Annotated in this window: 17 protein-coding genes and 1 riboswitch; of the genes, 10 read left to right on the forward strand and 7 right to left on the reverse strand. The window is 69.7% G+C overall.

Annotated elements, in window-relative coordinates; all coding sequences use genetic code 11:
* Positions 1-96: 96 nt before the first annotated feature.
* The 9 genes from LQ564_RS18940 to LQ564_RS18980 all read left to right on the forward strand — a co-directional run bounded on the left by LQ564_RS18940 (position 97) and on the right by LQ564_RS18980 (position 14715).
* Positions 97-1530 (forward strand): glycoside hydrolase family 30 protein, encoded by a 1434-nt coding sequence (locus LQ564_RS18940; protein ID WP_231059668.1) that lies wholly within the window; start codon positions 97-99, stop codon positions 1528-1530.
* A 214-nt stretch (positions 1531-1744) separates the two neighbouring features.
* Positions 1745-4471: a TonB-dependent receptor gene (locus tag LQ564_RS18945; protein WP_231059669.1), complete on the forward strand. Its 2727-nt coding sequence runs from the start codon at positions 1745-1747 to the stop codon at positions 4469-4471.
* Between the two features lie 10 nt (positions 4472-4481).
* The gene (locus LQ564_RS18950; RefSeq protein WP_231059670.1) at positions 4482-5927 is read left to right on the forward strand and encodes a glycoside hydrolase family 30 protein; all 1446 of its coding nucleotides are present in this window, start codon (positions 4482-4484) and stop codon (positions 5925-5927) included.
* 29 nt (positions 5928-5956) lie between these two features.
* A complete protein-coding gene (locus LQ564_RS18955) occupies positions 5957-6973 on the forward strand; it encodes a LacI family DNA-binding transcriptional regulator (protein ID WP_231059671.1) in 1017 nt (338 codons plus the stop codon).
* 509 nt (positions 6974-7482) lie between these two features.
* Positions 7483-7700, forward strand: a riboswitch (cobalamin riboswitch).
* A gap of 142 nt (positions 7701-7842) precedes the next feature.
* On the forward strand, positions 7843-9981 hold the full coding sequence (locus tag LQ564_RS18960) for a TonB-dependent receptor (protein WP_231059672.1): 2139 nt from the start codon (positions 7843-7845) through the stop codon (positions 9979-9981).
* A gap of 7 nt (positions 9982-9988) precedes the next feature.
* Positions 9989-11455, forward strand: coding sequence for a hypothetical protein (locus tag LQ564_RS18965; RefSeq protein ID WP_231059673.1), 1467 nt, complete (start codon positions 9989-9991; stop codon positions 11453-11455).
* A 179-nt stretch (positions 11456-11634) separates the two neighbouring features.
* On the forward strand, positions 11635-11901 hold the full coding sequence (locus LQ564_RS18970) for a hypothetical protein (RefSeq protein ID WP_231059674.1): 267 nt from the start codon (positions 11635-11637) through the stop codon (positions 11899-11901).
* Positions 11902-12032: 131 nt separating this feature from the next.
* On the forward strand, positions 12033-12644 hold the full coding sequence (locus LQ564_RS18975; protein WP_231059675.1) for a DUF2306 domain-containing protein: 612 nt from the start codon (positions 12033-12035) through the stop codon (positions 12642-12644).
* A gap of 118 nt (positions 12645-12762) precedes the next feature.
* Positions 12763-14715, forward strand: coding sequence for a ferritin-like domain-containing protein (locus LQ564_RS18980; protein ID WP_231059676.1), 1953 nt, complete (start codon positions 12763-12765; stop codon positions 14713-14715).
* A 1-nt stretch (position 14716) separates the two neighbouring features.
* Here the strand turns inward: LQ564_RS18980 and LQ564_RS18985 are convergent, their stop codons facing one another.
* The 7 genes from LQ564_RS18985 to LQ564_RS19015 form a co-directional block, all read right to left on the reverse strand.
* Positions 14717-16120 carry an ABC transporter ATP-binding protein gene (locus LQ564_RS18985; protein ID WP_231059677.1) on the reverse strand — a complete coding sequence of 468 codons (1404 nt, stop codon included), beginning with the start codon at positions 16118-16120 and terminating at the stop codon, positions 14717-14719.
* A complete protein-coding gene (locus LQ564_RS18990; RefSeq protein ID WP_231059678.1) occupies positions 16117-16956 on the reverse strand; it encodes an ABC transporter permease in 840 nt (279 codons plus the stop codon). The genes LQ564_RS18985 and LQ564_RS18990 overlap by 4 nt, the downstream gene beginning before the upstream one ends.
* A complete protein-coding gene (locus LQ564_RS18995) occupies positions 16953-17924 on the reverse strand; it encodes an ABC transporter permease (RefSeq protein ID WP_231059679.1) in 972 nt (323 codons plus the stop codon). Before LQ564_RS18995 ends, LQ564_RS18990 begins: the two co-directional genes overlap by 4 nt.
* Positions 17915-19498 carry an ABC transporter substrate-binding protein gene (locus LQ564_RS19000; protein WP_231059680.1) on the reverse strand — a complete coding sequence of 528 codons (1584 nt, stop codon included), beginning with the start codon at positions 19496-19498 and terminating at the stop codon, positions 17915-17917. The genes LQ564_RS18995 and LQ564_RS19000 overlap by 10 nt, the downstream gene beginning before the upstream one ends.
* Positions 19499-19502: 4 nt before the next feature.
* Positions 19503-20642, reverse strand: a complete 1140-nt coding sequence (locus LQ564_RS19005) for a TonB-dependent receptor (protein WP_231059681.1) — start codon at positions 20640-20642, stop codon at positions 19503-19505.
* 240 nt (positions 20643-20882) lie between these two features.
* On the reverse strand, positions 20883-21446 hold the full coding sequence (locus LQ564_RS19010) for a DUF308 domain-containing protein (protein WP_231059682.1): 564 nt from the start codon (positions 21444-21446) through the stop codon (positions 20883-20885).
* 82 nt (positions 21447-21528) lie between these two features.
* On the reverse strand, positions 21529-22113 hold the full coding sequence (locus LQ564_RS19015) for a TetR/AcrR family transcriptional regulator (RefSeq protein WP_231059683.1): 585 nt from the start codon (positions 22111-22113) through the stop codon (positions 21529-21531).
* 138 nt (positions 22114-22251) lie between these two features.
* On the opposite strand from LQ564_RS19015, the gene LQ564_RS19020 reads away from it, so the two are divergent.
* Positions 22252-25188 carry a polysaccharide lyase family 8 super-sandwich domain-containing protein gene (locus LQ564_RS19020; RefSeq protein ID WP_231059684.1) on the forward strand — a complete coding sequence of 979 codons (2937 nt, stop codon included), beginning with the start codon at positions 22252-22254 and terminating at the stop codon, positions 25186-25188.
* Position 25189: the final 1 nt, after the last annotated feature.

Raw genomic sequence — 25189 nt, forward strand, 5'->3', positions numbered from 1 at the left:
GTTGCGGCGGCGGGCGCATTGTACCGCGGAGCGTGCTATATTAATTTGGCAACGTTTCCAATTTCGGCAGCGGAGCAATGAGAGGAGACCACGACAATGCACAAGACAACCCTGTTGATGCGCAGCGCAGTACTGATGGCCGTGCTGGGCGCATTCGGCGCCCAGGCCCTGGCGCAGGACCGGCCCGGCGCCGTCCAGGCCTGGATTACCAGCGGCGACCAGGCCAGGCTGATGGCGCGCGGCGCCGACGCCCGTTTCGAGCGGGGCGAGCCGGCCGCGCTCGTCATCGACATCGATCCCGCCAAACGCTACCAGGAGATGCAGGGCTTCGGCGCCTCGATCACCGATGCCTCGGCCTGGCTGATCCAGCAGCGCATGAACCCGGCCCAGCGCGACAGCCTGCTGCGCGAGCTGTTTGGACGGGAATCGGGCCTCGGCATGTCCTTCACGCGCCTGACCATCGGCGCCTCGGACTTCTCGCAGCGCCACTACAGCTTCGACGACATGCCGCCCGGCGAATCCGATCCGGGCTTGACGCGCTTTTCGATCGAACCGCATCGCGCCACCGTGCTGCCGACCGTGAAGGCGGCGCTGGCGATCAATCCGCAGCTGAAGGTGATGGCCTCGCCCTGGAGCGCGCCCGGGTGGATGAAGACGAGCGACAGCCTGGTCAAGGGCGCGCTCAAGCCGCAGGCCCATGAGGCCTTCGCACGCTACCTGGGCCGCTACGTGGGCGACATGAAGAAGGATGGCGTGCCGATCTTCGCATTGACCCTGCAGAACGAGCCGCACTTCGAACCGCCCGATTATCCCGGCATGCGCGTCGACCCGGCGAGCCGCGCCGCCTTCATCGGCAAGCACCTCGGCCCGCTGCTGGCGCGCGAGCACCCCGGCACCACGGTGTTCGACTGGGACCACAACTGGGATGAACCCGATTCGCCGGCGAAGGTCTTGAGCGACCCGCAAGCGGCCAAATACGTCAGCGGCGTGGCCTGGCACTGCTACGCCGGCAACGTGGCGGTCCAGGCGCAGCTGCACGCGCAGTTCCCGGGCAAGGACACCTGGTTCACCGAATGCTCGGGCGGGAAGTGGGCCACGGACTGGGCGAAGAACCTGATGTTCTTCACCCGCACCCTGGTCATCGACACCACGCGCGGCTGGGCGCGCGGCGTGCTGTTGTGGAACCTGGCGCTGGACGAGAACGACGGCCCGCACCTGGGCGGCTGCAAGGATTGCCGCGGCGTGGTGACGATCGATTCGCGCACTGGCGAGGTGGCCCGCAACGTCGAGTACTACGCGCTGGCCCATGCCAGCCGCTTCGTGCTGCCGGGGGCGCAGCGGATCGGGTCGAGCGAAGCGGCGGGGGAGCTGTCGAACGTCGCCTTCCGCAACCGCGACGGCTCGCTGGCGCTGGTGGTGGCCAATGGGGCGCAGGCGGCGCAGACGTTCTCGGTGCGCCTTGGCGGGCAGAGCTTCCGCTATACCTTGCCGGCGCAAAGTGTCGCCACCTTCGCCTGGGCCGGAAAGTAACACCGCGCACGGCCGTTTCATCATTGTGTTGACAACAAATTGGGCGCAGCGCAATAATGATCCCGAGGATTTGGCAACGTTTCCAAACTGTTTCGACACAATTTGGCAACGTTTCCAAATCCTCCGCCCACGAAGGCACGGAAACGCCGCCACGTCGTCCCCAGATTTGGCAACGTTTCCAATAACCCAAACTATAACAAGATTGGAGACAAGGATGGCTCGATTTGGCAACGCCCACCGCGCGGGTTCGACGACCCGCGCCATCAACCCGACCCCGATCGCGGCCGCCTGCGCGCTGCTGCTGTGGGGCGCCGCGGCCCAGGCCCAGGCGCAGACGCAGCCGACCGACGCCGCACCCGCCCAGGTGGTGGTGACCGGCATCCGCGGCAGTATCGAAAGCTCGATCGCGATCAAGAAGGAGTCCGACTCGATCGTCGAGTCGATCACCGCCGAAGACATCGGCAAGCTGCCCGACCAGTCGATCGCGGAATCGATCGCGCGCCTGCCGGGCCTTTCCGCCCAGCGCGTGGCCGGCCGCGCCCAGGTGATCTCGCTGCGCGGCCTGGCGCCGGACTTCGGCGTCACCCTGCTCAACGGCCGCGAACAGACCAGCACCAGCAACGACCGCAGCGCCGAATTCGACCAGTACCCGTCCGAGCTGCTGAGCGGCGTGGTGGTCTACAAGACCCCGGACGCCAACATGACCGCGGCCGGCCTGTCCGGCACCATCGACCTGCGCACCGTGCGCCCGCTGGACCGCAAGGGCCGCACGGTCGCGTTCAACGTGCGCGGTGAGCACAACAGCAACGGAGAACTCAACAGCGGCTGGTCGAACAAGGGCAAGCGCATGTCGGTGTCCTACATCGACCAGTACCTGAACAATACCTTCGGCCTGGCGATCGGCTACGCCCACCTCGACACTCCGGGCCAGCAGAAGGAATACAAGTCCTGGTGGTGGGGCAACAACAACAAGCTCCCCGCCGGGAACGAGGACGTGATCGCGCTGAAGGGCGCCGAAGTCACCTCGACCTCGCGCAAGCAGGTGCGCGACGGCCTGATGGCGGTGCTCGACTGGAAGCCGAGCCGCGACCTGCGCTCCACCCTCGACCTGTACTACTCGCAGTTCGACCAGGAAGAAATCATGCGCGGCATGATGTGGAACTCGGCCGACACCGTCACCTACCGCAACCCGCGGATCGAGACCATCGGCGGCACCCGCCTGCTCACGGGCGGCACCCTGGTCGGCATGGAGCCGATCGCGCGCAACGACTATAACGAGCGGCGCGACGAAATGGGCGCGCTGGGCTGGAACACCCGGCTGCGCCTGAACGATCGCTGGGCGGTCGACGGCGACCTCTCGTACTCCACCGCCAAGCGGCGCGAGACCACGTCCGAGACCTATGCCGGCCTGGGCCCGGCCGGCAGCGGCGCCACCGACGACAACTTCCAGTTCCAGATTCCGGTCGGCGCCGGCCTGCCGCAGTTCACACCCAGTAAAGATTTCACCAACCCCGGCATCATCCGCCTGACCGACGTCGGCGGCTGGGGCCACGACGCCACCATGCACCATCCGCGCGTGGAAGACCGCCTGGGCGCGGCCAAGCTGAATGTACGCGGCGAGCTCGATGGCTGGTTCAGCAACGTGCAGGCGGGCCTGAGCTACTCCAAGCGCGACAAGTCGCACGAAGACGTCTCGCAGACCTACTGGCTGAAGAACAACCGCGCCCTGACGACCGTCCCGGCCGACATCATCGGGCCCACCACCTCGCTGGCCTGGGCCGGCATCCCCGGCGTGCTGTCGTTCGACCCGCGCGCGGCGCTCGACCGTTTCTACGACAAGCGTCCGGTGGACACCGACGTCGCGCAGCAGGACTGGGCGGTGAGCGAGAAGCAGGCGCTCGGCTACCTGCGCCTCGGCATCGACACCGACCTCGGCGACGTCGGCCTGCGCGGCAACCTCGGCGTGCAGTACGTGCACGTGAACCAGGAAGGGCAGGGCAAGGCGGTCAGCGGCAACCTGGTCACGCCGCTGCGCGACGAGCACTCCTACCACGACGTGCTGCCCAGCCTGAACCTGAACTTCGACTTCGGGAATTACCTGCACGACACCTACCTGCGCTTCGGCGCGGCCAAGACCGTGGCGCGGCCGCGCATGTCGGACATGCGCGCCGGCGTGGGCGCGGGCGTGGATGCGACCACCCGCATGTGGAACGGCGGCGGCGGCAATCCGAAGCTGGAACCGTGGCGCGCCAACTCCTTCGACCTCTCGCTCGAGCACTACATGGGCAAGGGCAGCTACGTTTCGGCGGCCTGGTTCTTCAAGGACCTGAAGAGCTATATCTACAACCAGCAGCGCCCCTTCGACTTCAGCGCCTTCCCGAATTCGAGCGCCGTCATCCCGATCTCGAACATCGGCACCATCAACCAGCCGGCCAACGGCCAGGGCGGCTTCGTGCGCGGCGTCGAACTCGCGGGTTCCCTGCAGTTCGGGTCCCTGTGGCAGCCGCTCGACGGCTTCGGCGTGCAGGCCAGCCTGTCGGGCACCGAAAGCTCGATCAGCCCGAACGGCCCGGGCGCCACCGAGAAGCTGCCGGGCCTGTCCGGCGTGGTGCGCAACATCACCCTGTTCTACGAGAAGAGCGGCTTCTCGGCGCGCGTGGCCCAGCGCTACCGCTCGGCCTTCCGCGGCGAAGTCACGGGCCTCTTTGCCCAGCGCGCCTTCAGCGAGATCCTGGCCGAGGACCAGGTCGACATCCAGCTCGGCTACGAATTCCAGAGCGGACCGTGGAAGAACCTGGGCTTCCTGCTGCAGGTGAACAATCTCGGCAACGAACCGTATCAAACCAGGCAGGGGAGCCCCTTCGCCAGCGGCGCCTATGCGCCCGAGCGCTACACGACCTACGGGCGCCAGGTGCTGTTCGGCGTGAACTATAAACTGTAAAGGAGACCGAATGACGACGAGACGACAAGCGATGCGCGTGGTGTGTGCAGCAGCCTTGAGCATGGCGGGAACGGCGGCCGGAGCCCAGGAAGCCGGCTGGCAGGTGGTGACGACGGCGCAGGGCGGCAGCCAGCGCTTCGCCGCGCAGACGCTGGGCGCGCCGCGCCCGGCGAGCCAGCCGATGGAAACCGAGACCGCGGTGTTCGTCGACACCCGCCAGCGTTACCAGGAGGTGTTCGGCTTCGGCGGCGCCGTCACCGATGCGACGGCCGAGGTGTACGCCAGGCTGACCCCAAGCGCGCAGCAGGCCTTCATCAAGGCCTACTTCGATCCGCGCGAGGGCCTCGGCTACAGCGTGCTGCGCACGACCATCCACAGCTCGGACTTCAGCAGCGCCAGCTACACCTACCTGAAGGAGGGCGACCGCACCCTGGGCTCGTTCAGCATCGGGCACGACATGCGCCACCGCATACCGCTGCTGCGCCAGTCGCTGGCCGCGGCCAAGGGATATGGCACCAACATGCGCGTGTTCGCCAGCCCCTGGAGCGCCCCCGGCTGGATGAAGTCGAACAACACCATGCTGCAGGGCGGCACCCTGCTGCCGCAACACCGCGACCTGTGGGCCGGCTACATCGTGAAGTTCGTCCAGGCGTATGAAAAGGCCGGCATTCCGGTGTGGGGCCTGTCGATCCAGAACGAGCCGATGGCGAAGCAGCGCTGGGAATCGATGATCTACACGGCCGAGGACGAGACCCGTTTCCTGGGAGACCACCTGGGCCCGGCCTTGAAGAATGCGGGCCTGGGCGACAAGAAGATCGTCGTCTGGGACCACAACCGCGACCTGCTGCCGCAGCGCGCCGGCCACATCCTGTCCGACCCCAAGGCGCGTCCCTATGTCTGGGGCGTCGGCTACCACTGGTACGAGACCTGGGCCAAGGGCCAGCCGATGCACCGCAACGTCGCCGCCGTGCGCGCAGCCTACCCGGATGTGCCGCTCCTGATGACCGAATCGTCGATCGAGAAGTACGACGCGGCGCGCCTGCAGGACTGGGCCAACGGCGAGCGTTACGGCAGCGAGATCATGGCCGACCTGAACGCCGGCGCGGCCGGCTGGGTCGACTGGAACATGCTGCTCGACATGCGCGGCGGCCCGAACCACGTGGGCAACTACTGCTTCGCGCTGCTGCACGCGAGCGACGACGGCCAGCTGGTCTACACGCCGAGCTATGCCTACATGGGCCACTTCACCCGCTACATCAAGCCGGGCGCGCGCCGGGTCGGCGCCACCACCAGCCGCAGCACGCTCGACACGGTCGCCTTCCGCAACCCGGACGGCAGGCTGGCGGTGGTGGTGATGAACCGTGCCGACGGGCCGCAGCGCTACCGCCTGATGATCGACGGCCTCGAGACCGCGGTCGACATTCCGGCCCGTGCCATCCAGACTGTGCTACGTTAACTCCCCTGGAGACGAGCACAGGGAGCACAGTGGCGACAATCAAGGACGTGGCCCGGATGGCCGGGGTGGGCACCGGGACCGCGTCGCGCGTGGTGCGCGGCCAGGGCTCGGTCTCGCCCGACAAGCTGGAGCGGGTGCGGCAGGCCATCGAGGCGCTGGGATACCGCCCCTCGCACACCGCGCGCTCGCTGCTGTACGGGCGCTCGCGCATGATCGGGGTCTACATCCCGATGCTGTCGGGGACCTTCTATACCACCATCCTGCAGATCATCGACGCCGAACTGCGCGGCGCCGGCCTGCACATGATGATCGGCTTCGGCACCGGCAAGGGCGCGGCCAGGCAGGAGGCGGTCGACGGCGTCGGCCTGCTGCTGGCGCGCGGCTGCGACGGCGTGATCGTGCTCACCAGCCCCCTGCAGGAAGACGACCTGGCGCTGTTCGGCGCGCACAGCCAGCGCCTGGTCGCGCTGAACCACCTGCTTGCCAGCATCCCCGAACAATGCTTCACGGTCGACCACGTGCTCGGCGGCCGGCTGGCGGCGCGCGCCCTGCTGGAGCAGGGCCACCGCGAGATCGCGGTGCTGGGCGGGCCGTGGGCGGTGCAGGACAATGTCGAGCGCATCGAGGGCTTCATGTGCGAACTCGAAGGCGCCGGCATCGATACCGGCGCCATGTGGGTCAGCGAGCACGATTTTTCCTCGAGCGCGGGCTGGTCCGGCGCCCAGGAACTGCTGGCTTCAGGGACCCGCTTCACCGCGCTGTTCTGCGCCAACGACGAGATGGCCCTCGGCGCCATCTCCTGCTTCTACGAAGCCGGCATCCATGTGCCGCGCGACGTCTCGGTGATCGGCTACGACGACGCCCCCAGCGCGGCGTACTCGGCGCCGCCGTTGACATCGGTGCGCATTCCCTGGCGCGAGATGACGGCCAGCGCCGTCGCCGAGCTGCTCAACCTGTGCGACGGCGGGCGGCGCGAGGTCGTGCGCAGCTTCGAGGTCGGGGTGGCGCTGCGGGGCTCGGTCGGCAGGCCCCGCAAGCGCCGTTGAGCGGGGCGCCGCCGGCTCCCGGATTTCTTCGTCGAGGCGCTCGATCCACCAGCCGATCCGGTACAGGACGCAGAAGGTGGGGACCAGCAGCGCCGCATAGGGGGCGCTCCGGTGGACCTCTTCGAACAGCCAGTTCAGGAATGGCCCGAGTCCGATGGCGTCCGCGACCACGATCTGCAGCCTGATGGGCAGGTTCAGCAGCAAGCGCTGGACGCCGGGGTGGGGGACCAGTCCCGACAGCGCGATGAAAACGCAAAGACCACTCACCAGCGCTTACGTGACGCACACGCTGATGCCAGACAGCGTCCGGTTGTTCATTTGTCCGCTCCCGTAGTTGATTGCGGGAGCAGATTAGTCGCTCCGCATCGCAGCGTCCCGGAGTACCGGTCAAGCATCGCCCGTCGCCCCTCGCAGTCCACCACTTTGTACCACGCGATCCCGGGGAACTTTGGGCCGGGAGGGCGATGTCGCATCTTTGCGATGACAAGCCGGCACGGCTGCCTGTAGAATCCCGCCCTTGAGTGAACGGTGTCCCGCCATCGACCGATGGCGGGGTGAAACGGGAAGCCGGTGAAGCGCGGGATTGCCATCCCCCGCCATTCCGGCGCAGCCCCCGCTGCTGTAAGCCTGACGAACCGGTCCGACGCCACTGCGCCATGCGCGGGAAGGCAAGGGACCGGGGAGGACGAGGGCGAGCCAGAAGACCGGCCGGTCACCTTGATAGCGCAAGACCCGGGGTGTGGTCTCGCACCATTGGTGCACCTGTTTTTTCCTGTTCCTGATCGCCGGGCATGCCCGGAGCGTGCGCGCACGCGCGTTAGTCGCAGGAGGGAAGCGGGTGGCGCCGGCCTTCACTTCGAAAGACGATAATGAACGACAGCATGCGCACCGCGCATTGGCACAAGGCGGCATGGGCCGCGGGTTCCCTCGCGCTCACCCTCGGCGCCGGGGTCGCCGCCCAGGAACAGGCGCCGGCCACGGTGGAGGTCACCGAGACGCGCCTGGCCGGCAATCCGACCCTCTCCCTCGATGAACGCAACGAGACCGGTTCGCGCCTCGGCCTGAGCGCGCGCGACACGCCGGCCAGCGTGAGCCGGCTCACCAGCGCCGACATCGCCGAGCGCAGCCTGATGCGCGCCCAGGACGTGGCCGTTCGCATGCCCGGCATGAGCGAGGCGCCGGCCCCCGGCAACGGCGGCAGCAGCCTGTCGGCGCGCGGCTTCGGCGGCCACAACTCGGTGGCCCAGCTGGTGGACGGCGCCCGCCTGGTGGTCGCCGCCGGCACCATCAGCTATCCATTCTCGACCTGGCCCTTGGCATCGGTGGAGGTGCTGCGCGGCCCGGCCTCGGTGCTGTACGGCGACGGCGCCATCGGCGCGGCCGTCAACTACGTGGCCCGCAAGCCGCGCTTCGACCGCACCCGCGGCGAAGCCTTCTTCGGCGCCGGTTCCTACGACACGCTGCAGGGCGGTGTCGGCGTCAGCGGCCCGCTGGGCGAGACCGTCGCCTACTCGGCCTACGCGGACGCCGACCGGAGCCACGGCTACCGGCGCGACAACGGTTACGAACGCCAGAACGTTTCCAGCGCCCTCGCATGGCGCGCCAGCCAGGACCTGACGGCCACCCTGTCGCTGGACGCCGGCCACAACGACGACGCGCGCTACTTCGGCACCCCGCTGCGCAACGGCCGGCTCGACGACAGCATCCGCCGCACCAGCTTCAACGTCGACGACGCGCTGGTACGCTACAACGACCGCGTCGCGCGCCTGCGCCTGGACTACCAGGCCGCCGCCGGCCTGCGCCTGCGCAACGAGACCTACTACCTCACCAGCAAGCGCCACTGGCGCAACGCTGAAACCTATACCTTCGACGCGGCCGGCACCCGCGTCAACCGCGGCGACTACCTCGAGATCCTGCACGACCAGCAGCAGGCGGGCAACCGCTTCGACGCCATGGTCGATGGCCGCGTCGCCGGCCGCGCCAACCGCCTGGTGGTGGGCTTCGAGTGGTACCGCACGCGGCTGGTGCACAGTAATAATGCGCCCTACGGCGGCGCCAGCGTGGTCGATCCCTACGATTTCGCGCCGGGCGTCTTCAGCAGCCCGGTGCCGACCATCCCTGGCCGCCGGGCCGAGATGGACACCCGCGCCGTCTTTCTCGAGAACGTGCTGGATGTCGCGGCCGAGTGGAAGCTGGTGGCCGGCCTGCGCCGCGACGTCATGGACTTCGACAACCACGACCTGCGCACCGGCGTTTCGCTTGGCAAGGACTACCACCCGGTCACGGGGCGCCTCGGCGCCGTCTGGCAGCCGTCCACGCAGTTCTCGCTGTACGGCCAGTTCGGCACCGCCACCGATCCGCTGAGCGGCGCGCTGGCGCTGCCGAACGGCTCGGTGAGCTTCGACCTCACGCGCGGGCGCCAGCTCGAATTCGGCGCCAAGGGCGGCGTCCCGGCCGTGAAGGGCGAGTGGACCGTGGCCGCCTACCGCATCGAGAAGCGCAAGCTGCTCTCGCGCGACCCGGACAACCCGGGCGTGGCGCAGCAGATCGGCCAGCAATCCTCGACCGGCCTCGAGATCGCATTCGCGGCCGAGCCGCTGCCCGGCTGGACCATCGACGCCAACGCGGCCGTGCTGCGCGCCCGCTACGACGACTTCCAGGAAATCGTGGGCGGCCGGCCGGTGGCGCGCGACGGCAATACGCCGGCCGGCGTGCCCGAGCGCACCGCCAGCGTCTGGACCCGCTGGCGCTTCCTGCCGACGTGGGATGCCGGCCTGGGCACGCGCTACGTCGGCCTGCGCCAGTCGAACGCGGCCAACACGGCGAACCTGCCGGCCTACACGGTGCTGGACGCTTCGCTGGCCTGGCGCCAGTCCCCATCCTTGAACTGGACCCTGGCCTTGAAGAACCTGGCGGACCGCGATTACGCGCTGTCGGGCAGCGGCGGCGTGCGCTGGCTGCTGGGCGCGCCGCGCACGGTGCAGCTGAGCGCGCGCACCAGTTTCTGAGGCGGCCATGAAGAAGGCGCTCATCTTCGTTCACAAATGGCTCGGGGTCGGCCTGGCGCTGCAGTTCCTGATGTGGTTCGCATCCGGCATCGTGATGTTTTACGTGCCGTTCCCGTCGCTCACCCAGGACGAGCGCCTGGCCGGCATGCCGCCGCTGCGCCTGGAGGGCGCCTGCTGCCTCAGCGCCGCCGACGCCGCGGCGCGCGCCGGCATCGCGTTCACCGATGCGCGCCTCGGCATGCACGGCGAGCGGCCGGTATGGCGCATGCAGGGCGCGGACAAGCGCTGGATCACGGTCGACGCGGCCGGCGCCGGCATGCTGGCGCCGCTCACGGACGCGCAGGCCGCGGACGTGGCCGAGCGCTTCAGCGGCCGCCGCGCCGTGCGGGCGGAGCGCCTGGAACGCGACCAGTGGACCGTCTCCCAGGGCTACAACCCGCACCGGCCGCTGGTGCGCGTGGCGCTGGATGGCGACGATGGGCTGACCCTGTACGTGTCGCCGGGCGCCAGCGAGGTGGTGCTCGACACCCGCCGCGCCGAGCGGGCCTGGAACTGGGTGGGGGCGGTGCCGCACTGGCTCTACTTCACCCAGCTGCGGCGCTGGCCGGAACTGTGGCGCCAGGTGGTGGTGTGGCTGTCGCTGCCCGGCGTGGTGCTGGCCGCGAGCGGCGTCCTGCTGGGCGTCTGGCAGCTCTGGCTGAACCGGAATCGCTGGATCCCCTACCGCAAGTTCTGGTGGCGCTGGCACCACATCCTCGGCCTGGCGGGCGGCGTGACCTGCGTGACCTGGATCCTGTCCGGCCTGCTGTCGATGAATCCCTTCGACGTGTTCTCGCCGCGTGGCGCCACGCCGCGCGAGCGCGCCGCCTGGATTGGGGAGGAAGCGGTGGCCGTGCTCGATCCGGCGCGCGCGCTGGCCCTGGCGCCGCTGGCGGCGCGCGAGATCGACCTGGTGCGCCTGCAGGGGCAGGTGTGGTACCGCCTGCGCGGGGCTGGTAGTCAGGCCTTGGTTCCCGCCGGCGCGGTCGCGGGCCCGGCGCTGCGCGCCTTGCCGGACGCCGCGATCGGCGACGCCTTGCGCGGATTGCGTTCCGGCGCCGGGGCGCCCGCGCTGGAGCGGGTGACGCGCTACGACGGCTTGTATTATTCGCGCGAGCCGGCCGGCGCGGCAGGCACGTCGAGCAGGCCGCTGCCCGTGTGGCGCGCGCACTGGCCGGACGGCGTGGCGCTGTACGCCGATCCCGCCACGGCGCGCCTGCTGCTGCGCACCGATCCCGGCACGCCCTGGCAGCGGGTGCTGTACAACGGCCTGCACAGCTTCGACTTCGCGCCGCTGATGGCGCGGCCCGTGCTGCGCGGTGTGCTGGTGGTGGGCTTGTCGCTGCTGGGACTGGTCCTGTGCATGACGGCTTGCGTGCTGGCCTGGCGCGTGCTGGTGCCGGCGCGGCGCCGCAAGGCCAGGGACGCGGTGTAGACAGCTCCGCGCCGCTCAGGGGCGGCGAAGGCGTTCACGTCCACTGCGGCCGGCCCGCGCACCCGGGGTCGGGCAGGGCCGCCAGCAGCGCCGCACGCTCCTGCGGCCCGAGCCAGTCGCGTGCGTGGTCGGCCAGGCTGCGCGTCCACATCAGGACATCGTGGCCGGAAGGATAGGACGTGAAACTGGCGACGCCGCCGCGCGCCACGATTTCGCTTGCCAGGCAGGCGCCGGACCAGGTGCTTGCCGCTGACCCGGGCCGCCGGTCCGCTTCCCCGCAGCTGGGAGCGGTCCGGCGCCGCGCCTTCGAGGATGCAGGGCGCGGGATCGGCCGGCCCGGTGCAGGCGGCAAAGTCGCGGATGGCGGCGTGGGCGGGCAGGGCGGCCAGCAGGATCAGGCCCGCGCCCAGGGCGCGCAAGGGCATGTGCATGAGGACTCCTTGTAGGTGATGGTGACCCGACGATAGCGTGTATGGACAAGGAATTCCATGCAGGAGGACTTAAATGCCGGCCGGACGACATCGCCGCGACAGCTGCGCGGTATAGTCGCTTCATCCCCACCTGTCCAGGAGTCTCGGTGAGCACCATCGCACGTCCGCCCGCCGCCGTCATGCCCAGGTGGCTGCTGTACACCACGGCCCTGTTCGCGGTCGCGGTCGCGCTGTTCTCCTACCGCTACCTGGCGCCGGGCATGCAGGCGCCGCCGATGATCCAGGCGAACGCCTACCGCGCGCCCTGGCTCTTCATCCATGCGGCGGGGGCCGCGAGCGCGCTCTTGATCGGCGCCTTCCAGTTCTCGACCCGCCTGCGCGCGCGCCGCCTGGCGGCGCACCGCTGGCTGGGCCGGGCCTATGTCGCGGGCTGCATGGTGGGCGGCGTGGCCGGCCTGGTGCTCGCCATCGGCGCCTCGACCGGCAGCGTGAGCACGGCCGGCTTCGGGCTGCTCGCGCTGGCATGGATCGGCACGACGGGCCTGGCCTGGCGCCGCGTGCTGCAGGGACGGCTGGCAGAACATCGGTCCTGGATGGTGCGTTCCTTTGCCCTGACCCTGTCGGCCGTCACGCTGCGCCTGTATCTGCCGCTCGCCTTCGTGCTGCCGTTTCCGTTCGCCGCCAGCTATGGGGCGATCGCCTTCTTGTGCTGGGTCCCGAACCTCGTGCTGGCCGAAGCCTGGCTGCGCCGCTCGTAGCCTTGAGGCCTTCATTGTTCGCGTCGTCCGAACGGTGAATTCGTGCGCGCGCCCTTATGTGCGCGAGGTGGCTGGACTACAGTAGGGCCGCCATCCCGATGCATCGACCTGGACCCCAATGACACCCGCAACCCATCGCGATCAACTCATCAGCATGCTGGCGGAAGCTGCCGAAATCGAACACTGCCTGATGTGCAGCTACCTGTACGCCGCGTTCTCTCTCAAGCAGGAGCTGGACGAGGGGCTGCAGCCGCATGAACTGGCGGCCGTGAAGCGCTGGCGCGCCGAGATCATCGCCATCGCGACCGAGGAAATGCTGCACCTGGCGCTGGTCAACAACCTGCTGATCGCGGTCGGTTCGCGGCCGCACTACCGGCACTACAACTTTCCCGCCACCGCCGGCCAGTTCCCGGCCGACGTGGCGGTGGCCCTGCTGCCGTTCGACGGCGCCACGCTCGACCACTTCATCTACGTCGAGCGCCCAGGCCGGACGGACGAGCGCGACGGCGGGACCATCGAGAAGCCCGCCTATTCACGCGACCTGACGCGGACCGACCTGCTCACCGACATCCCCTGCGACTACGAGACCGTGGGCGAGTTGTACGGGGCGATCGCCGCCGGCGTCTCCTATCTTGCGGCGCAACTCGGGGAAGCGGGCCTGTTCGTCGGCAAGCGCGAGGCCCAGCTGACCGAGCGGGACGTGTTCCTGCCGGGCCTGTGCAGCATCGCGAACGAAGCCGACGCCCTGCGCGCGGTGGGGCTGATCGTCGAACAGGGCGAGGGTTCGGAGGTCTGCTTCGAGACGTCCCACTACGCGCGCTTTCGCGCCATCCGCGAACAGTGGCAGGCGCTGGCGGGCCAGCGCGGCGACTTCAAGCCCTACCGGGATTGCGCCCGCCATCCGGTGATGCGCTCGCCGGTGAGCACCGGGGTGCGCGTGCAGGTGGTCAGCGAACCCGCCATCACCCTGCTCGACGTCGGCAATGCCGGCTATTTCCTGATGCTGCGCATTCTTGCGCTGATGAGCGATACCGTCAACTGCCTGCTGCCGCGCCCTGTCGTGATGGGGCAGGCGCTGGCGCTGATGCACGCGCTGGCCGACATCGGCAGCAAGCTGACGACGCTGCCGGCCAACCCCGAGCATCCGGGCGTGAACGCCGGCCTCACCTTCACCCTGTCGCGCACCGCGCTCGGCTACGAGTCGCCGGACTCCGCGGCCAGGCTGATCGCCGAACGCATGGAGCTGCTGGCGGCGCACGCGGACAGCGCGGCGCCGGCGCTGCCGGCCCTGGCGCAGGTCGCGCGCACGCTGCGCGAGGGCGCCGCGGCGTGGCGCAGCGCGCACGATGCGAAGGGCGGGGTGCCTGCGGCGCCCGAGGCGGCAAGCGGGGAGGCGCCGGGCTTCGCGCCCTACCAGCCCGAGGTCGTGCGCGGGACCACCGGGACCATCTGGTTCAATGCGGCCCGCTGCGTCCATTCGCGCCACTGCGTGCTGGAAGAGCCCGAGGTGTTCAGGGCCAACCAGGAAGGCGACTGGATATTCCCCGACATGGCCACGCCCGAACGCCTGGGACGGGTGGCGCGCCGCTGCGTGTCCGGCGCGATCCGCTACGCGCGCCACGACGGGCTGGATGCGGAGAGCGCGCCGCCGGTCAACCTGGTGCGGGTGCGCGAGAACGGCCCGCTGGCGCTGAACGCGGCGATCCGCATCAATGCGCCCGACGGCTCGGCCGGCGAGGAACTGCGCGCCACCCTGTGCCGCTGCGGCCAGTCGAAGAACAAGCCCTTCTGCGACCAGTCGCACATCGCCGCCGGCTTCGAGGCGTCCGGCGAAGCGGTGACGCGGCTGTCGCCGCAGCTGGAACAGCGCAACGGACCGCTCGAGGTCACGCCGCTGCGCAACGGTCCGCTCGATCTGCGCGGCGCCGCCGAGGTGATTACCGGCACCGGCCGCACGGTCGACCGCACGATGGGAGTGCGCCTGTGCCGCTGCGGCCAGTCGCGCGACAAGCCGTTCTGCGACGGCAGCCACCGGGAAGTGGGCTTCACGGCGGCCGGGCAGGGCGTCTGAATCACCGGACGCGCGCCAGGTCGATCCGCCGGTCCGCCACGCTGCGCACGATGTCGACGTCGTGCGTCACCAGCAGCATCGCGCCGTTGGACGCGTGCACGTGCTCGAGCAGCAGCGCGAACACGTCCTGCTGGGTGACCGGATCCAGGCGCGAGGTCGGTTCGTCCGCGAAGATCAGGGCCGGCTGCATCAACAGCACGCGCGCCAGCGCGATGCGCTGCAGCTCGCCGCCCGAGACCTGGTGCGGCAGGCGCTCGAGCAGGCCGGGCGCCAGGCGCATGCGTTCCAGCAGGGCCTCGAGCCGGCTCCAGTCGAGGCGATGCAGCTCGACCAGGTCGCGCAGCGACTGGCGCAGGCGGATGCGCGGGGCGAAGGCGGCGCCGGGATCCTGCTGGATCTTCTGGAAGGCCGTGGGCGCCAGGCCAGGGGCGCGCTGGACCCGGCCGCTGTCCGGCTGCGCCAGGCCCAGCACGATGTTGCCGAAGGTGGTCTTGCCCGATCCGCTCGGGCCGCTCACCGCGACGATCTCGCCCGGCGCGATGCGCGCGTCCACGCCCGTGAACAGGACCTGGCGGCCGAAGGCCTTGCCGACGCCGTCGACGCGCACGACTTCGCCGGCCGCGGCCACGCCCTGCCGCGCGGCGGGCCAACTGCCCGGGTCCGCTGCAAGGAGGCGGCGGGTATAGTCCTGGCGCGGCGCGGCCAGCACTTCGCTGGCGGCGCCCTGTTCGATCATCGCCCCATCCAGCATCACGGCCAGTTGGCCGCCCAGCTGGCGCGCCAGCCAGATGTCGTGGGTGATGCACAACAGGCTCATGCCTTCGGCCTGCGCTGCGCGCAGCAGTTCGAGCACTTCGCCGCGGCGGTCGGCGTCGAGCCCCTTGGTCGGCTCGTCGATGATCATCACCGGCGCCCCGGCCGCATGGGTGGCGAGGAAGGCGACCCGCTGCGCCATGCCGCCGGACAGCATGAACGGATACTTGCGCGCCGCATCGCCGAGGCCCAGCGAGGCCAACGCGCGTTCGGCCAGGCCGCGCGCGTCGTGCTTCGGCGTCCTGGCGACCAGCGAATAGGTCTCGCCGATCTGTTCACGCACCCGCATGGTTGGGTCGAGCGCCAGCCACGGTTCCTGCGGCAGCAGCGCCAGGCGCCGACCCCAGAGCGCGTGGCGGCGGGCCTGGTCGACGGCCGGCGTGGGGTTGCCGCCGATCGCGACCTGGCCCTCGCAGCGCAGCGGCGCCGGCAGGTTGCCCATGATGGCTTGCGCCAGCAGCGACTTGCCGGATCCGCTCTCGCCCAGCAGGGTCAGCACGCCCCCGGCCGGAATCGTGAACGAGATGTCGCGCACCAGCGCTTTGTCGCCGAGCAGGACGGCGAGCTTGTCGACTGTCAGTGCGTGATTCATGCGGCCTCCCGTTCCGGCGCCAGCAAGAGCAGGCCGAGCAGGGTGAGGAACAGCAGCAGCACCGGGGCGCCGATCAGCCAGGGCGCCTCGCCGTAATAGGGCAGCAGTTCGATCATCATGACGCCCAGTTCGGGTGTCGGCGGCATCAGGCCGACGCCGACGAAGCCGAGCGCCGACATCGCCAGCACCGCGCCGGCGAAGCCGAAGCGCATCAGGGTGAACAGGCGCGGCAGCAGCTCGGGCAGCAGGTGGCGCCGCACGATGTGGACCGGGCCGAAGCCGAGCAGGCGCGCCGCTTCCACGTGGGGGCTGGCCAGCAGGATGCGGCTGGCCGCGCGCACCACGCGGAAGTATTCGACCCACAGCGCCAGCGAGATGCCGACGTACAGCGGCCAGAAGCCGCCCGGCGTGAAGGCGGAGAGCAGCAGCACCAGCAGCAGGCCGGGCAGGGCCAGCACCGCGTCGGCGAACGCCGCCAATATCCGCTCGGGCCAGCCGCCGCGCCAGGCCGCCAGCAGGCCGAGCACGGTGCCGGGAATCGCCGCCGACAGCACGCTCACCAGGGCCAGCGACAGCGACAGGCGCGCGCCGTGTGCCAGGCGCGCCAGCATGTCGCGGCCCAGCTGGTCGAAGCCGAGCGGGTGTGCGAGGCTCGGCAATTCGAGGAAGCGGTCGAGCTGCTGGCGCGCCGGGTCGATGCCGACCAGCCAGGGGCCGAACAGGGCGAATAGAAAGATCGCGCCGACCAGCACGATGCCGGCGCGCTGGCCGAGGCTCAGGCGCCGTGGCGCCTCGATGACGACGAGGTCGGATGAGACGGTATGCGTGGTAGTCATGCGCGGCGGCGGGGATCGATGAAGGCGCAGGCGGTATCGACCAGCGCGTTGAACAGGACGAACATCAGGCCGAGCACCAGCGCGGTGCCCTGGATCATCGGCACGTCGCGGCCGAAGATCGCATGCACCAGCGCGTGGCCGATGCCGGGCCAGGCGAAGATGGTCTCGACCAGCACCACGCCCTCGACCAGGTAGACCAGCTGCACGCCGAGATAGGCGACCACGGGCGCCGCGACGTTGCGCAGGCCGTGGCGCAGCAGGGCCTGGCGCATGGTGAGGCCCTTGGTGAGCGCGAAGGCGAAGTAGCTCGATGCGCGTACCTGCACCATGGCGTCGCGCGCCACGCGGCAGGATACGGCCGCCATGCCCAGCGCCAGCGTCAGCGCGGGCAGCACGATGCTGCCGTGATCGTGGTGGCCGGCGGCCGGCAGCGCGCCCAGCTGCACCGAGAACACCAGCACCAGCACGAGGCCGAGCAGGAAGGAAGGCATGGCGCGCAGCACGGTCGAGACGGCGAGCGTGGCGCGGTCGAGCAGGCCGCCGGGCTTGAGCCCTGCCAGCACGCCCAGCGTGGGGCCGACCAGCAGCGAGAAGAACATCGCCAGCAGCGACAGGTTCAGGGTCGGTCCGAGCTGGCGCTGGATTTCGAGCATGACCGGTTCGGCCGTCACCTGCGACACACCGAGGTCCAGCTGCAACAGGCGCTGCCACCAGTCGCCCAGGGCCGCCAGCCAGTGGCGGTCCAGGCCCAGTTCGATGCGCACCGCTTCGGCGGCGGCCGTGGTCACCATGTCGTAGCCGTAGCGGCCCGCCGCGATGCGGTAGGCCATGTCGCCCGGCAGCATGCGCGTCATGAAGAAGCACAGGGTGCCGACCAGCAGGGCGACCAGCAGCGCCTGCAGCAGGCGCTGGGCAAGCGCGGTCGCGATGCCGCGCCAGGCCGGTGCGGGAAGCGTTCTCATATCCATAGGAGCTGCGAAATCCTGTAACTGCGTTCGAAAGGATCGATGCTGGCGCCCTCGATGCGGCGGCTCACGGCGCACACCTGGCGGTACCAGACCACGGGGATCAGCGGCAGCTCGGACTGCAGGATCGCCGCCACCCTGGCGCGATCGTCCTGCGTACCGGCCGCGCCGGAGGCCAGGCGCGACAGCAGGGCGGGGACTTCGGCGTTACGCCAGCCCATCGCGCCCCAGTCGCCGCCCTCCGGGCCGAAGTCCTGCAGCAGGGTCGCCACCGGGTCCGGCAGGTTGCCGAAGTTGCGCGCCACCAGGCCCATCTGGAGGCCGCCGCTGCGGTGGCCGGCCGGGATGTCGCTCGAATTCCCGATGGTCACGCGCACGGCGATGCCGATCTGGCGCATCTCTTCCTGCAGCGCGGTCGCGATCAGAGGCAGCTCGGGACGGTCGACGAAGGTGGTGAGCGTGAGCGCCAGGCGCTGGCCGCCGCGCTGGCGGATGCCGTCCGCCCCAGGCTTCCAGCCGGCCTGCTCCAGCAGGGCGCGCGCCGCCTGCGGATCGGTGCGCAAGGCCGGCAGCGCCGGGTCGTGCCAGCCCTTCATCGAGGGTGGGAACAGCTGGCTCGCGCCCAGGTCGGGGTCGCGCAGCAGGGCGCGTGCGATGCCCTGGCGCTCCACGCACAGGGCGATCGCGCGGCGCACGCGCACGTCGGCCAGCAGGGGATGGCCGCTATTGAGCTTGATGAAGGTGGTGCGCGGCAGCATCTGCGACTTCAGGACCGCCTTCGGACTGCGCTGCAGCTTGCGGATGCTCGGCGGGTCGAGCGAAAAGGCGAGGTCGGCCTGGCCGCTCTCCACCAGCAGGGTGCGCGTTTCCGAGCGCGCCACGCTGATGTAGCGCGCCTTCTGCACGCGGCCGGGGATCGCCAGGCCGCCGTAGCCGGCGAAGCGCTCGACGTCGAACTGCTGCGGCATCGAGATCGAAGCAATCTTGAACGGCCCACTGCCGATGATCTTCACCACCCGGCCCTGCGCGTCGAAGGAGGCGGGCGCCAGGATCTGGCAGGTGGCGTGGGTCAGCAGGTAGGGCAAGGGCGCGAAGGGCCGCCGCAGGGTGAATACGATGGCGCCGGCGTCCGCCGTGATCGCGCGGATGCCGGCCATGGTCAGCACGCCGGGACGCCCGTGGGCGCGGCGCAGGCAGGCCAGCACGTTCTCCGGGGTGACTTCGCTGCCGTCGTGGAAGCGGCGGTTGCCGCGCAGGGTGAAGCGCCATTCGAGGCCATCGCTGGAGACCTGCCAGCGCGAGGCCAGGCGCGCCTGCAGGCGGCCGCGGTCGTCGACGTCGAGCAGGGTCTCGACCACTTCCATGCGCGAGAACATGTAGCCGGCACGGGAAGGATCGAGGCCGGTCAGCTCCCACGGGCCGACCACGGTCAGCACGTCGGCCGCGGCGGCGGTGAAGGTGTGCGCGTGCGGCTGGCCGCGGTCGTCGGCGCGCGCGCCGCTCCAGGGCAGCAGCGCTGCTGCGGCGCCGGCGAGCACGCTGCGGCGTCGGCGCGATGGTGGGATTGGTCGCATCATGGTCTCAGAAGCGGTAGCGCAGGTTCAGGCGCGCGGTGCGCAGCATGCCGGGCGTGACCCACACGCTGCCGTAGGAGCTGGCGTAGTACTGCTTGTCGAACAGGTTCTCGACGTTGAAGGCGATGCGCAGGCGCGGGTTCGGGGCCCAGGAAGCGACCAGGCGCGCCGTCGTGTAGGACGGCAGCACGAAGCTGGTGGAGGCCGCCACGTCGCCCTTGCGCTCGCCGACGTAGCTGAACCCTCCGCCCGGCATGGCGACGCCGTCGCCCAGCCGGAAGCGCGGGGTGAGCTGCACGGTGGCGCTGTGCTTCGGCACGTTGGGGAAGCGGCTGCCGCTCACGATGGCGTTGTCGCCCTTGGTGACCACGGCGTCGGTCCAGGCGTAGGCCAGCGACAGGCGCACATCCTTCATGACGTCGCCGGCCATGTCGACCTCGACGCCCTTGCTGGCGACCTGGCCCGCGGGCGCCGAAAAGTCCGAGCTGCGCGGATCGACGGTCAGCACATTGTCCTTGGTGATGCGGTACAGCGCCACGGTGCTCGTCAGCTTGCCCTCCAGGCTGTCGACCTTGGTGCCGACCTCCCAGGAGCGGCTGCTCTCGGCCGGCAAGGCTTCGTTGTCGTAGCTGATGCCGCTGTTCGGGCGGAATCCCTTGGCGGCGCTGGCGTACAGCGACAAGGTGGACAGCGGCTGGTAGACCAGGCCCACGCGCGGGCTGGTCGCGCTCAAGGATTGTTCATTGCTGCGGCCAAGGCGGCGGTTGACCACGGTCTGGTCGTAGCTGTCGCGGCGCGGGCCGAGCAGGGCTTTCCATTGCGGCGTCAGGTCGAGCTGGTCCTGCAGGTAGACCGCGTGCGAGCGCTGGGTCTCGCGGGTCGAGGCGTTCAGGCTCAGGGGCGCGGCCACGCCGCCATACACCGGCGCGTAGATGTCGATCGCGTGCGGGAATTCGTTCGACGGGTTGCGGCGCAGCTGGATGCGGTCGTCGTCGAAGGCATACGCATCAAGGCCGAACAGCAGGTTGTGCGTGACCGGCCCGCTCGCGACCTTGCCGACCGCCTCGATGCGTCCGGAGCGGTCGATGCCATACCAGTCGCTCAGGCGGGCGGTGAGGCGGTACGGAACGGCAGCAGCGGTGGACATCGTCGGCTCGGCTTGTTGATAACAGCCTCTCATTATTGCACGGAAGCTAAGTTAAAAGAAGCGCCGAAGAAGCGAAACCGTTCAGTTAGCAGTAAAGCCGTCGCCCCGGCGCAGGCCGGGACCTGAGTTAAGCGTCTCGACAGCGCATGTGAACTTGGGTTCCGGCCGCCGGAAGTCGTAGGCGCCAGTGGCGCGTACGACGTTTAAACGCTAACTGTACAGCATTAGAGCCGAAGAAGCTTAATTACTGCGCATACGCCGGGTCTTTACGCTCAGCGATAGCGCCGACACCAGGAAGTAAAAGGCGCCGAAGCCGGCGTAACCGACGACCGTCGCCAGGCCCGGCTCGGCCTGCCCGCGCGCCTGCACCATGAACACGGCGCCGGCCAGCGCCGACTGCGCGCCGCTCAGGATCATCGCCCATTGCGCGCCGCTGGTCTTCCAGCGCCGCAGTGCAGCGGCCAGCTGCAGCAGGCCGGAGAGGATGGCCCAGGCGCCGAACACGGCCAGCACGCGGCGCATGTCGGGCAGGGCGGCGGCGATCGCGATGGCGACGCCCAGGCTGGCCAGCACGTTGAAGGCCTGCGGCTTGTTCGCGCGGATGCCGCCGCTGCGAACGCCGTCGACCAGGTTGGCGAGGGCGTCCCAGGCCGGGTACAAGATGAGGAGGGCGGCGGCGAGCGGCGGCAAGCCTGCGCCCGGGCCGAGCGCCACGCCGATCCAGGCGATCGAGAATGCCGCGCGGGCGTAGTAATACTGCGTGAGCCAGTGTTCCTGCGAGGTGGTGGCGGCTGCTGGGTTCATGCTGTTGCTCCTTGATGTGGCTACCTATCAGTTGGTAGGTAGTGTGGTTCAAAAAAAAAGGGGCGCGGCGGCCCCGGAGGTATCAGGCGCCAGCCGTGAGGCGCGCCAGTTGCGGATCCATGATGGTGGCGAAGACGGCCGTGTCGCCATAGGCGCGCGCCGACAGCATGGCGCCGTGCACGGTCGCCATGAAAGTCTCCGCCTCGACGCGCGGCATTGAGGCCAGCACGATGCTTCCCTGCGCCGCGCCGCGTTCGAACACCGAAGTCAGCCAGCCGGAGAGGAAGCGGAAGTAGGCGCGGATCTCCTGCGCGACCGCGTCCGGCAACACCGGCAGCTCGTTGGCCAGCAGGGCGCACACGCAGAACGGCGCGCTGGCGTCGCCGATGCAGGCTTTCCAGTAGCCGATGTAGGCGCGCAGCTGCTCGAGCGGCGCGGGCAGCGCCTGTTCGATGCCGGCGATACCAGCTTCGGCCTCTTCCCGATAGCGGCTCACCAGGGTCGTCACCAGCTGTTCCTTGCTGGGGAAGTGGTGGTGGATGCTGGGCTTGCGGATGCCGACCGTGTCGGCGATGTCGGCGTAGCTGAAGCCGTTGTAGCCGCCAGCGATGACGAGCGAGCGCGCACAGGCCAGGATGTCATCGGCGGTCGATGTGGTCTTTTTCATGCGCCTATCCTACCTACTGGTAGGTTTGTAGTCAAGCCATGCCAAGTCAGTACATTTCGCTATGAAGCTACAAGAGTTAACGTTACCATGTCCTTGCGCGGATGGTCCTCGCGCCCACCATCACTTCGAGGAGAAAGCATGCACTACAAGACGATCATGCGCGGCCTGCTGGCGGCCGGCCTGTTGAACGCGGCATGGGTGGGTGGCGCGGCGCGCGCCGACGACTACGACGACATGCGCGCGAAATGGGCGCTGCGGGGTGGCGCCGCGAATGCCGCCGATCCGGACGTGGCGGCGCTGGTGGCCGCCAGCCAGGCGAGCGCGCAGCGCCTGTGGAACACCCTGGACCGCGACCCTGGCCGCACGGCGCTATGGCCGGACGCATCCAGCTTCGCCGCCTCCGCCACGCTGACCACCAGCTTCACCCGCCTCGCGACGCTGGCCGGCGCCTACTACAGCGGCAATGCCGGCATGCAGGGCAATCCCGAGCTGCTGGCCGAGGTCCTGGCCGGCATCGACTGGATGCTGGCGCACCACTACAACGCGGCCGTGGCGAACGAATTCGACAACTGGTGGGATTGGCAGATCGGCGTGCCCCAGCAGGTCAACAACCTGATGTTCATCCTGTACGCCGACCAGCCTGCCGCCCAGCGCGCGGCCCTGATCGCGGCGATCGACCGCTTCGTGCCCGACCCCACCCGCCGCACCGCGCGCGACGGCAGCGTGCCCGCCACGGCGACGGTGGAAACCGGCGCCAACCTGCTGGACAAGGCCTGGGTCGTCGCCATGCGCGGCATGCTCGGCAAGGACGGCGGCAAGCTGGCCGCCGGGCGCGACGCCGTCGCTCCGGCGCTGCCCTACGTGAACACGGGCGATGGCTTCTACGCCGACGGCTCCTTCGTCCAGCACCTGCACACGCCCTACGTGGGCGGCTACGGCGCGCCGCTCCTGACCAATATCGGCCGCCTCTACTACCTGCTGGACGGCAGCCCCTGGGAAGTGACGGATCCGAACCGCGGCGTGGTGTTCGACTGGGCCATGCGGGCCTTCCGCCCCTTCATCTACGACGGCGCGATGATGGACAACCAGCGCGGGCGCAGCATCGCGCGCCAGACCTCGACCGACCACCTGGTGGGGCGCAGCCTGGTGGGCACCATGCTGAATCTGACCGACAGCCTGCCCGCCGGCCAGGCCGACGAGATCAAGTCGGTGCTCAAGGGCTGGATGGCGCGCGACACCAGCTTCGGCGCGTCGTACTTCAGCCCCGTGCCGATCAATGGCGTCGGTGTCGGCAGCGGCCTGTCCGCCACCGACGTCACGCGCCTGAAAGCGATCCTGGAAGACGACGCGATCGTCGCGGCGGACGAGCCGGTCGAGACCCGGGTCTACGCCGCCGCCGACCGCGTCGTGCAGCGCCGCCCGGGGCACGCCTTTGCGCTGTCGATGTTCTCGCGCCGCATGTCGTCGTTCGAGAACGGCAACGGCGAGAACCTGAAGGGCTGGTGGAGCGGCGCCGGCATGACCTCGCTGTACAACGCCGACGCGCTGCAATATGCGGGCGACTACTGGGCCACGGTGGACATGTGGCGCCTGGCTGGCATCACCACCGACCATAGCGGCAGCGGGACGCCGGTGCCATGGAAGTTCTACGGGAATATCCGCGCCGGCGTCGGCGGGGCCGAGCTGGGCGGGCAATTCGCGACGGCGGCCATGGAATTCCACACCCAGAACCTGAGCGCCACCACCCTGGGCGGCAAGAAGGCCTGGTTCTATTTCGGCGACAAGATGGTCGCCACCGGCGCCGCCATCAGCTCGACCAGCGGGGCCGCCGTCGAGACCATCGTCGAGAACCGCAAGCTGAACGCCGACGGCAGCAATGTCCTGACGGTCGACGGCGAGGTGCAGGATGCGGCCCTGGGCTGGTCGGCGGCGCTGCCGCAGGTCTCCTGGGCGCACCTGGCGGGAACGGTGGCCGGCGCCGACATCGGCTATGTGTTCCCGACGGCGCCGACTGTCGGCGCGCTGCGCGAACGCCGCAGCGGCAGGTGGAGCCAGGTGCATGCCGCCGGCAACACCGCCGAGGTGGCGGACAACTACCTGAGCCTGGCCCTGGGCCACGGCGTCGATCCGGCCAATGCGAGCTACGCCTACATCGTGCTGCCCGGCCGCAGCGCGGCCGAGACGGCGGCATTCGCGGCGGACAGCGGCATCAGCATCCTGGAGAATTCGGCCGGCGGGGCCGCCGTCAAGGATGCCGCGCAGGGCGTGACCGGCCTGGTGTTCTGGAACGACGGCAGCAAGACCATCAGCGCGGGCGGCCAGCCGCTGGTCACCAGCGACAAGAAGGCGGTGGTGATGCTCAAGCAGGCCGGCACCGACCTGCAGGTCAGCGTGGCCGATCCGACCCAGACCAATACCGGCCTGCTGAATGTCGAGATCAACCGCGCTGCGCAGAGCGTGCTGTCGCTCGACCCGGGCGTGACCGTGGTGCAGGCCAGCCCGACCATCAAGCTGCAGCTCGCGGTCGCCGGCGCGCTCGGCAAGTCCTTCGCCGCCCGCTTCGCGCTGAGCGGCACCTCCTCGCTGGCGCCGGCGGCGGACGCGTTCCTGCGCGACGGCAGCTACGGCAATACCAACTACGGCAGCACGAACACGCTCACCGTCAAGGCGGACGCGGTCGGCTACGCCCGCAACAGCATGCTGAAGTTCGACCTGTCGTCGGTGGAGGGCACGATCACCGGCGCCTCGCTGCGCCTGACGCCGGTGGCGGCCGGCATGGGCGGCATCGTCCACCATCTCTACCTCACCGCGCCGGGCTGGGACGAGGCCACGGTCACCTGGAACAACCGTCCCGCGAACGGCGCGCCGGTCGCGAGCTGGACGGTGCCGGCGATCGGCACCCAGATGCAGGTCGACGTGACGGCCCAGGCGCAGGCGGCAAGCGGCGGCGGCAAGCAGCTTTCCTTCGCGATCGAGGCGGCCCAGAATTACGGCGCCAACGGCTCGGTCGACTACGCCGCGCGCAGCCACGCGACCGCCGGCTACCGGCCGGTGCTGGTCGTGACCGTGCAGTAGC

This window comes from Massilia phyllostachyos (genome assembly GCF_021044825.1).
Classification (GTDB): Bacteria; Pseudomonadota; Gammaproteobacteria; order Burkholderiales; family Burkholderiaceae_D; genus Telluria; species Telluria phyllostachyos.